We start from the raw sequence: 9,134 nt of genomic DNA, 5'->3' as shown, positions 1-9,134 counted from the left end.
ACCTGGCCCACCGGAGAGACAACAACCAAACAATGCCATCCGCGCCTTCCGGCGCCACCATCCCTCATGGCCATCACTGATCCATCAAACCCGCGTTGTAAAATCAGTCAGCACTGTGAGAAATGCAGGCTAGCTATACTGCGAATCGGCATGACATTTGACCCCCGCGTATTGCCTCATCTGAGGATGTTACTTTCGCTTGACGGATGTAGCTCCGACTGTCGGCCGGTCCGAGGTTGCGTCATTGCTCGCAGGATCGGAGGGACTGGGGCCGTCGCGGAGTGCCCATCACACGCAGCGACGGCCCCAGTCCCGGGATCACCATGTACGCGGGATGATCACCTTGGCTCCGTTGCGTCTGAGTGATCGCAACAAGCGCTGCACGATGGTGTGCTGCGGCGGCCCGAACTTTTCGGGGGAATGCTCGGCGAGAATGCGCCCCTTATCTGCCCGCCCTGCTGATCGATAGCGGTCTACCACCGCCGCCGTGATCTCGCGCCGCGCACCCACGCTGATCCGTCCTGCCATCGGCAACACCGATCCGATTCGGTATCGCGGCCCCACTCCTGACGGTCAGTTCTCCGGTAACATTCTTGATGAGGCAATGCGCCCCGATCGGCGCCGAACCTCGGCGCCGATCGGGGGTCAAAGGTGGTGCCGATTCACACGGTACGCCGTCCGGCCTCTAATCTTCGGGGCTCGACAGGCGAAAAGTCCTGCGGGAAGTAGCCTCGTGGTGGCAGGATCGCTATCGTGGTCTTGCATGTCCTGACCTCGATGACCGCCTCCTTTCGCCAACGGAACGCGAGCATTCGGTAACGAGCCGGCATCGCATGGCCGGCGAATGCGCCCGACAGGCGCTTCAGCGCGAGATCAGACGATGAAAGAGGCCATCGATACATCGCCTTCACGTCGCCAAGTGTTGCGACTGGCAGCCATGGTTACGGCATGTGCCGTGGCTGCGAAGGCCCCGAACGCCGCGGAGCCTCCAAAGGGAGAGGCCAGCAACTCCTACGTTCCCGCTGATGGCGTCTCTACCTTCGAGGGCGTTTGGCAGACCGTGCGCGATCGCTTTTACGATCCGCGTCACAACGGACTAGACTGGCTGGCGGTTCGGGAGAGATATCTTCCAGACGTTCAGCGGGCAACTTCCCAGAACTCTCTGGCGCGCGTCATTAATACCATGCTGTCTGAGTTGCACGCTTCGCACACGCGTTTCTATACGCCGGATGAGCCGGAATATTATCAGCTTGCAGACATCTTTGTCGGCGCACTGCGACGCCGGGGACTGCAGCGTGCGTTTCCAGACGGCCGCATTTCGTACCCTGGCATAGGTATCATTTCAGGTTTCAAGGCGACCAGTCGGAACACGATCACCGGCGTCATAGATGGAACGCCGGCGCAGCAGGGGGGCCTCCGTGCCGGTGACGAAATAATTGCGGCTGACGGGACCGCATTTGAGCCGATCGGGTCCTTCCGTGGGAAGGTGGGCAAATCGGTTGTCTTGGAGGTAAAGCGGGGCGCCTCGGTGGCGCAAATCCCAGTCATGCCGGTCGACCTCGAGCCCACCAGAATGTTCCTTCGTGGGTTGGAGTCTAGTGCTCGCGTCATTGAGTCCAACGGACGACGCATCGGCTATGTGCATGTTTGGTGCTATGCCGGCTCCATCTATCAACGCGCTCTTGAACACCTGCTGTCTCAAGGGGCGCTAAAAGACGCGGACGCGCTGATCTGGGATTTGCGGGATGGCTGGGGCGGTGCGCAACCCGAATATCTCGACCTGTTCAACGCCCGGGCGCCGACGATGCAGGTCACCGACCGAAGCGGTACTACCGCATTCGTGAATGTGAAATGGCGCAAGCCCGTTGCGATGCTCATCAACGCCGGTACGCGCAGCGGCAAGGAGGTCCTTGCCTATGGCTTCAAAAAGTACCGGTTGGGCGAGCTCATCGGCACCCGGACAGAGGGCGCGGTCCTTGCCGCCACCGCATTCCTCATCGGAAGCGGCTTGCTGCTGCTCGCAGTCGAAGATGTCCGGGTCGATGGCGAGCGCCTGGAGGGCGTGGGCGTGACGCCGACGATCGAGGTCCAGGCGGGCGCGGCCTCCGCCGGGTCAGACGATCCCCAACTGACCCGTGCTGTCGCGGTTCTGTCCGGGACCTGATCCGGGCGTCATACTCACTCGCAAAGCAGAGGCAATGCGAAACTGGTAATGGGAACGGGTCTCGGTTCGTCGGCGCAGGCTTTTGTCAGTTCAGATCGCCCTTAGGGCGCCCTCAGCGTGTGACGTCAGGACGATCCAGCCTCTTGATGCAGCTCGCCACCCCGCATCAAGCGGCGGGCGATGTCGGCGGTCTGCAGCGATGCGCGTTCGGTCGGCGAATGGGCCGCCAGATAGCGGGCAACCGCGATGAGGATGTGCCGGCCCTCGTCCGTGTCGCCCCACGCGCCGAACTGCCGGACTCCCGCCTCCAGCATCTGATACGCATGGAAGCCTGCATCTTCGCGTAGCACCGCATGCGCGAGCGTGGCGATCAGCGCCTGCGGCGAATGGCCGAGCGTGAGATGCCGTGCCACCAGGCATGCGGCGAGATCGACCTGTCTCTGCTGGTCGAAGGCGTCGAGCAAGGCGGCGCCGATCGTCTCTGGATCCGCGGGCAGATCATTGAGCTGCTCGCCGGCATCGCCCGGGATGCGCGCCGGCGGCACATTGAGATAGCGAGCAAGGTAGAGCGCCATCGCTCCGTGCAATACGCCGCGGACGGCCGTGTCGTGAGCGTCGATGTTGGCAGTCCCGATGCGCGTCAGCATCTGGTGGACTGCGTTGGCGTAGCTGAAGACATGGTGCGCCGTCTCCCAGTCGGCGTGCTCGTTGGCGTTGCCAAAGCGCGCCACCCTGAGCGCTGCCGCGTACGCCAGCGATTGGCCGAGGTCGGCAGGAGCGGCACCGGCGCGGATCGCCTGCTTGAGTGCATCAACGATCCCGGCCGGATCGTCCCCGAGCAGCTCTTGCGCAAGTGCGACGTGGCCCGACCAGTCACGCGAGCCGCATCCGACAGCGAAGAGGGCCGCTAGTTCGCTGGTTGACTGCTCACACAACGCAACAAGGTCAATGGGCTGGCGCCAGGCCGTCGATTCCTCGGCGCCACGGGCCGCTACCATCTGGCCGACGACAGTTGGCAGCAGAGCCGCCGCGTGTTGCCAGCCGACCAGGTCGAGGCATTCGAACGCCTTGTTGATGAAGTCGAGCGAGTGCCCGGCGTCGGCGAACGCTCGCTCGGTCTCGGCGGCGAAGAGGAGATCGGCGAGTTCAGCCGGGGAGAAGCCGGCCGCAATCGCCGTGAGCAGGGTGCGCTCGGCAGCCTCGCGGTGTCGCACGCATGTCCAACGCCGCAGCCAGCGTCTGAGAGTGCCCGGATCAGGCCGGCTTCCAAGCGGCGCGCGTTCCCGCCGTGGCGCCTCGCCGTCGCAGTCCGCCGCCACGCGGCGTGCGCCGTGGAAGAGAGCGAGATAGGCTTCCTCCTCTGGCAGCATGGGCAGGAGGTTGGCGAGTGCCGTGAGGATCGTAAGGCCGACGCCCCAGCCGTCGCGATTTTGCGCCCCGAACAGCGCCACCTGCCGGACGATTGCGGCCTGCGGTAGGCCGGCCGCGAGCTGACCATGCACAGCCTTGGCAATGACGAGGCCGAGGTCGTGGGCGAGGCCGTTCGCAAGCCGCTGATGCCAGTGCGCGGCGGGATCGGCATCAGTGAATGTGGTCTTCACCCAGACGTCACCGTTGCGCACCTCGACCGGGCAGATCGGCACATCGTCTGCCCATAGGTCGAAGGTGCAGCCGCTTTCGAGATCGAAGCGAGCGTGGTGCCAGTGACAGGTCAAGATGCCGTCCTCGACGGTGCCGCGCTCCAGCGGAAAGCCCATGTGCGGGCACCGATTGTCGAGGGCGAAGACGCGCCCGCAGTCATAGATGACGAGGATCGGACGGTGGCCACCGCGCACAACGAGCCGCCCCTTGATCTTCAGCTCTTCAAGGCTGCCCGCCAGCGCAAATTCCTTGCTGGGCGCTTCCATGAGCATACCTCCCATCGTCGCTTTTGGGGGCGCTACTGGTACTCCGCAACATAGGCATCCTCTCGCGCAAAGGCGAGAGGATGCCGTGGTTTAGAGGCTGCGCGAAACCGCACTGGATCATCAAGAGGGTCCGAGAACGAGAGCCAACCATGGTCTACGTGTCTGGTGCTGCGGCGGAGGAGTGGGCTTCGCGGGTAGTCCGAACGGCATCCTGCTCCAGAAGCCATTTGCGCCAGCCCAGCTCGCCACCGCTGTTTCACGGCTCCTGAATACCGCACGGGAACTTAGAAGAGACCGTCGCGCTCAACGCAGGCACAGCAATGCGACGTTGGTGACGAGAACGAAGAACCCGGTCATCGCAACGCATAAAAAACAACGCTCCATGAAATCCATCCAGACGCCCTCGCCATTCCCAGCAAAGACATACTTCCTCTGTCCCGGGATGCTGCTCCGACCGGTGCTTCAGTTCGATCTCGCGCCAGCGGAGAAGATGTTCGCCTGGAAGATGCGCTGGGAAAGTATCAGGCTGTCCAACTCTCAACCCCATTGCAGGCCTAAGCCGGACATCGGGGCATGTCCGCGCAGGCTAAGACCGGCTGTGGCGAATACTCGGCAGCACCGCTCATGATCACGTGCGACCCGAGCGCGGAAACGTCTACCGCGCGACGGGTTGATCCGTCGGATCAGCCGGGATTCATGCCCTTCGATTTAATGATTGCAACTGCCGCCGGACCTTTAAGGTAGTCAACTTGGCAGCCGTGGCTTCTTTGGTTTCCGATCCAACCGCCGCCGTAAACACCACGTTTTGTTGCAGTTCGGCCGGAAATGGCCCGACGACTTCCAAACCGGGAGCGGTGAGAACGTTGATAAGGAATATGCCCAATTCGACTTCGCCCTTGGCAACCACCGCGACGACCTGCGCAGGGTTGGGCTGCGCCCTCATCTTTGCCTTCATCGGCTCGGTTCGATGAAGCGGGCGCTGGCGATTCTGGACGATCTCAGGAGCGGAGGTGCGCCGAAATCGCGGCTCCCCGACTCGTAAATCTATCCCCTATGAAGAAGAAATCCTCTTTGCGTCTTACTTCCCACTGGCTTTCGGCGCAGCAAAAGCGCAGCATCAATTAGCCTTGATGCCCGCCTGTCGAATGACGTTTGCCCATTTGGCGCCCTCGGTCCTGAACAGGGCAGCAGCCTCATCAGGCGTATTGCCGACTGCCTCGAAGCCAAGCGTCGCCATTTTCTCCATGATGTCCGGCAGCGCGATGATCCTGACGATCTCGCGATGGAGCAGCGTGGTAATCTCCCTCGGTGTTCCGGCCGGAACGATGAACGCGAACCATCCCTCGCCCTCTACCTCAGGATAGCCCGCTTCCGCCATGCTGGGCACCTCCGGCAGTGCCTGCGACCGCATCTTGCTCGTTACGGCCAGCGCGTGCAGCTTGCCTTCCTTGATCTGCGGCACGGCCGGTGGCAACGAGGTGAATGCAATGGGTGTATGCCCGGCGAGCGTCGCGCCGGCTGCCAAGCCGGCGCTGTTGAAGGGCACATGCACAAGGTCGAGGCCGAGCAACAGGCGGAAGTGCTCGCCAATGAGATGTGGCGGTGTCCCGGTGCCCGGAGAAGCGAAGCTGTATTTGGCGGGACCGGATTTGATCAATGCAACCAGATCCTTGACGGTCTGGACTGCCAGTGAGGGATGGACGGTGAGCACTGTGGGCGAGGTGACGGCAATCGTTACCGGGTCGAAGTCCTTGTACGGATCGTACGGTACCGTGTCGTACATGCCAGGGTTGACCACGATATTTGGCGGAACCACAAGCACGGTATAACCGTCGGGTGCCGCTCTCGCTCCCTGACCCATGCCGATATTGCCACCGGCACCTCCGATGTTCTCGACGTAGAACTGTTTTCCGAGACGTTCAGATAATTTTTGTGCGGTAAGGCGCGCCAGGATGTCGGTCGGACCGGCGGCTGCGTAAGGAACGATCACACGCACCGGCCGCGTCGGATACGTTTGCGCCGACGCAGCCATCGAGAGAATGGGCGCGAAGGCCGCACCCGTTGTGAGCTGTAGGAATTGCCGGCGCAGAAGCTTCATGACGGCCTTCCGAACTGTCGGGAAACGCCGCCGCGTGACACTCGGGGCGTCAATGCTCGCAAAACAGAGATTGATACCACCGCCAAGAAAGACGAGGTATAATATGAATGTAGTGAAATTCATATTGAATTGGATATGGCAATGGACCTTAGACATCTCCGGTATTTCATCGCCGTCGCAGAGGAAGGCCATATCACGCGGGCTGCCGAACGCCTTGGCATGCAGCAGCCGCCGCTCAGCCAACGGATCAAAGCGATTGAGAGCGAACTTGATGTTCAGCTCTTTCGCCGTAAGGCTCGCGGTGTCGAGTTGACCGAAGCCGGCCGCGTCTTCCTTGACAATGCGCGCGCGATGCTCACGCAAAACGAACGAGCAATCGAATCAACACGGCGCGCGGCGCGAGGCGAGCAGGGCCGGCTTTGCGTGGGCGTAACGCCCACCGGTCCATTTCATCCATTCGTGCCGCGTGTCATCCGCGCGTTCCGGGAGGCCTTTCCGCTGGTGAGCCTGACCTTGGAGGAGTGCCTCAGCCCAGATCTCCTCAACCGCCTCCGCAACGATCAGATGGACGCAGCCTTCCTACGAACGCCCATGGCCGAGCCGGAGGACCTTGTCATCAACTCCTTGCTCGTGGAACCGATGGTGGTGGCCTTGCCCAGCGCTCATGGGCTGGCTCAGAACGACGGTGATGGCGCGGTATTGTCATTGAAAGATCTCGCCAGCGAGACCTTCATCGTCTACGCGCGCCAACATGGGCCGGGACTTTATGACGCGACGACCGCAGCGTGCCTCAAGGCAGGCTTCAGCCCACGCCTCGGTCAGGAAGCGCCTCGGATCACATCTGCGCTGAGCCTTGTTGCAGCTGGTCTCGGGATTTCCGCCGTTCCGGCTTCCATGCAGCGAATGGTCATGGACGGTGTTGCGTATCGGCGCCTCAAGGGACCCAACCAACCGAAAGCCGTTCTGAACCTTGCATCGCGCCGCCGCGACCCGTCAGCGGTGGTTCGTAATTTCTTGAGCCTGGTTAGGCGGGCCGCGAGAACTTTTCACGCCGATCCGGCAAAAAGCGGCATCACACGAACGGCTACGCTCTGATTTGGGCGTAAGAGGGGAGCCTGCTATAGGTTGCGTTGCCGACCAACTTTGAAAATCTTGCGCTTCGCTCCGTCCATACCCACGGTCCCGGCACATGTCCTTTTCCGGTCACTCGCGTCGGCCCGCCCCGTGGATCGTAACTTCCGGTGTACAGCCGACTCCGGACAATCTCGCCGCAACGCACCACCCACGCGAAGGGCCAAGAAGAGAAGTGCGATCTAACCGCTCGTCGCAGCGCGATAGAAGGCTTCTACCTTCCCCAGGTTTTTTGAGTGAGTGCCCTCTTGATCGGTTCTTGTTTTCGAATCAACACCGGCAGGTCGAACGGACCGAATAGCTTCTTTGACATTGTCTGGTCCGAGGCCGCCAGCAAGTATTACTGGGGTACGAACACTCTCCACTATCTTTCGACTGATGCTCCAGTCATGCGTCACGCCTTGCGCGCCGATTTGCGCATCACCTGCGCGATGACTATCGAGCAAGATCCAATCGACAACTCCATCATATGCTTGCGCCACACCTACCGCCCCAGGTCCAGTGACAGGTACGCTGCGCATGAATTTGGTCTTTGGCAGGGACTTTCGCAGCGCCACGACAAGATCAGGCGTAAGCAATTCGCTTGACGCGCCAAGATGGACGATGGGAGGATCAAGCTCCCCTGCCATCCGTTCGATAAGAGCGACATCCGCCGAGAGGAACAGCGCGGAAAGTACGGAAGGCGCCCGGATCATCTTCATAATGGCTGCCGCCTTCTGAACCGGAAGCTCCCGAGGGAAGGCACCATCGCCGACGAGCACACCGACATGATCGACACCGATTGCCGATATCGCCTCGGCTTCCGCAGGTGTCGCAACTTCGTAAATTTGCGTCAGCATTGTCTTACACCCGCGCTGCCAGCCACTCAGTTGAGTAAACAGGATGGGCCGGTCTTGGGTCAATGACCGCGTCACTCGCCTCGGTTTGGTGTGGTCGATGAGGTCAGCTCTACCTCAAGGTTCGGGCGTGGCAGAGCGCCGGGCAAGCCGTCGTTAAGAGCACAAAGGGGGGAACATTCAGGCAATCAAGCAAAGGTGCCCATCCAATCAGGGACCGATGAGCGCACCTAGCCAATTGTCCTACTTGGCCGGTGGCTTGTCGTAGAGCGCCTTACCTTTATCGACAATATACACCGTCAGAAGTTTCACTGTCTTGTCGCCGACGACCTTGTAAGCGCCATGCGGCACATCCCGAACATTCAAGCCGACTGCGCCCGTCGGAATTGGCACCTGCTTTCCATCGGGCAGCTCGATCGTGCCACCCTCAAGAAAGTAGTACGACTCGTCACCATGGTGGAAGTGCAGCGTCGAAGTCTCCCCGGACTTTATCTCGCTGATGCTCGTGACGATCTCCATGTTCGTGCCGGTCAGGCTCGCTTCAGCTCTCTTCGAAAGGGGGAGTCCTGTGAACTTGCGGTTGTCACCAACATTGAAGTCAAAACGGCTGCGACTATGACCCTCATGGAATATGTCCTCTCCAAAAAATGGCGGCTTGTCTCGCCTTGCGTTCCCTAGCTTCTCGGAATGTCGGCAAGGTTGTCGTTGGGGGCGATACGGCTCGAAATCAGCGACGAACGGATCGGTTGCCTCGAATACTCCTGGAAGGCCCGGGCTCCGCGAGAAAGTAGGTTCGTCAGGGCCGCGTCGGGTCATTCACGTCGGTCAGCCCCTGCCTTCCGAGACTTCCGGTCTACCCCGACTGCGGACATCTCGCTGCATGCGCCAACTGAAGCGATGGGCCAGAGCACAAAGTCGCTGCGCTCCAGCCCGCTGCGCGGGAGCATGAGCCGAGAGACCGGTAGCCAGTTGAGAGGATAGTGGTAGCACTGGAGAGC

Annotated in this window: 8 protein-coding genes; 2 read left to right on the top strand and 6 right to left on the bottom strand. The window is 61.2% G+C overall.

Annotated features, from left to right (window positions below):
- Positions 1–318: 318 nt before the first annotated feature.
- Positions 319–528 carry a hypothetical protein gene (locus IVA82_RS04610; protein WP_247390781.1) on the bottom strand — a complete coding sequence of 70 codons (210 nt, stop codon included), beginning with the start codon at positions 526–528 and terminating at the stop codon, positions 319–321.
- Between the two features lie 352 nt (positions 529–880).
- Here IVA82_RS04610 and IVA82_RS04605 point away from each other — a divergent pair, with 352 nt between their 5' ends.
- A complete protein-coding gene (locus IVA82_RS04605) occupies positions 881–2,164 on the top strand; it encodes a S41 family peptidase (protein WP_247390779.1) in 1,284 nt (427 codons plus the stop codon).
- A 125-nt stretch (positions 2,165–2,289) separates the two neighbouring features.
- Here the strand turns inward: IVA82_RS04605 and IVA82_RS04600 are convergent, their stop codons facing one another.
- The 3 genes from IVA82_RS04600 to IVA82_RS04585 form a co-directional block, all read right to left on the bottom strand.
- A complete protein-coding gene (locus IVA82_RS04600) occupies positions 2,290–4,071 on the bottom strand; it encodes a Rieske (2Fe-2S) protein (protein ID WP_247390778.1) in 1,782 nt (593 codons plus the stop codon).
- Between the two features lie 694 nt (positions 4,072–4,765).
- The gene (locus IVA82_RS04590) at positions 4,766–5,026 is read right to left on the bottom strand and encodes a substrate-binding domain-containing protein (protein ID WP_247390776.1); all 261 of its coding nucleotides are present in this window, start codon (positions 5,024–5,026) and stop codon (positions 4,766–4,768) included.
- Positions 5,027–5,188: 162 nt separating this feature from the next.
- Positions 5,189–6,412: a tripartite tricarboxylate transporter substrate-binding protein gene (locus tag IVA82_RS04585; RefSeq protein WP_247390774.1), complete on the bottom strand. Its 1,224-nt coding sequence runs from the start codon at positions 6,410–6,412 to the stop codon at positions 5,189–5,191.
- Here IVA82_RS04585 and IVA82_RS04580 point away from each other — a divergent pair.
- On the top strand, positions 6,305–7,264 hold the full coding sequence (locus IVA82_RS04580; RefSeq protein ID WP_346658814.1) for a LysR family transcriptional regulator: 960 nt from the start codon (positions 6,305–6,307) through the stop codon (positions 7,262–7,264). The genes IVA82_RS04585 and IVA82_RS04580 overlap by 108 nt on opposite strands.
- Before the next feature lie 218 nt (positions 7,265–7,482).
- Here IVA82_RS04580 and IVA82_RS04575 read toward each other — a convergent pair whose 3' ends face one another.
- Together IVA82_RS04575 and IVA82_RS04570 are read right to left on the bottom strand one after the other, a co-directional pair.
- Positions 7,483–8,139 carry a phosphoribosylanthranilate isomerase gene (locus IVA82_RS04575; RefSeq protein WP_247390763.1) on the bottom strand — a complete coding sequence of 219 codons (657 nt, stop codon included), beginning with the start codon at positions 8,137–8,139 and terminating at the stop codon, positions 7,483–7,485.
- Positions 8,140–8,379: 240 nt separating this feature from the next.
- Complete coding sequence (locus IVA82_RS04570; protein WP_247390761.1) at positions 8,380–8,655, bottom strand: cupin domain-containing protein; 276 nt, start codon at positions 8,653–8,655, stop codon at positions 8,380–8,382.
- Between the last annotated feature and the right edge of the window lie 479 nt (positions 8,656–9,134).

The sequence above is a fragment of the Bradyrhizobium sp. 142 genome (assembly GCF_023074015.1).
Taxonomy (GTDB): Bacteria; Pseudomonadota; Alphaproteobacteria; order Rhizobiales; family Xanthobacteraceae; genus Bradyrhizobium.
Note: the sequence above shows the minus strand (reverse complement) of the source record. Positions and strands in the feature narration are given on the sequence as shown.

What these genes read in the sequence shown, in the direction of transcription:
- IVA82_RS04575 (WP_247390763.1), bottom strand. Translation starts at nt 8,139, where the DNA reads ATGCTGACGCAAATTTACGAAGTTGCGACACCTGCGGAAGCCGAGGCG.
- IVA82_RS04590 (WP_247390776.1), bottom strand. Translation starts at nt 5,026, where the DNA reads ATGAAGGCAAAGATGAGGGCGCAGCCCAACCCTGCGCAGGTCGTCGCG.
- IVA82_RS04605 (WP_247390779.1), top strand. Translation starts at nt 881, where the DNA reads ATGAAAGAGGCCATCGATACATCGCCTTCACGTCGCCAAGTGTTGCGA.
- IVA82_RS04570 (WP_247390761.1), bottom strand. Translation starts at nt 8,655, where the DNA reads ATGGAGATCGTCACGAGCATCAGCGAGATAAAGTCCGGGGAGACTTCG.
- IVA82_RS04610 (WP_247390781.1), bottom strand. Translation starts at nt 528, where the DNA reads ATGGCAGGACGGATCAGCGTGGGTGCGCGGCGCGAGATCACGGCGGCG.
- IVA82_RS04580 (WP_346658814.1), top strand. Translation starts at nt 6,305, where the DNA reads ATGGCAATGGACCTTAGACATCTCCGGTATTTCATCGCCGTCGCAGAG.
- IVA82_RS04600 (WP_247390778.1), bottom strand. Translation starts at nt 4,071, where the DNA reads ATGGAAGCGCCCAGCAAGGAATTTGCGCTGGCGGGCAGCCTTGAAGAG.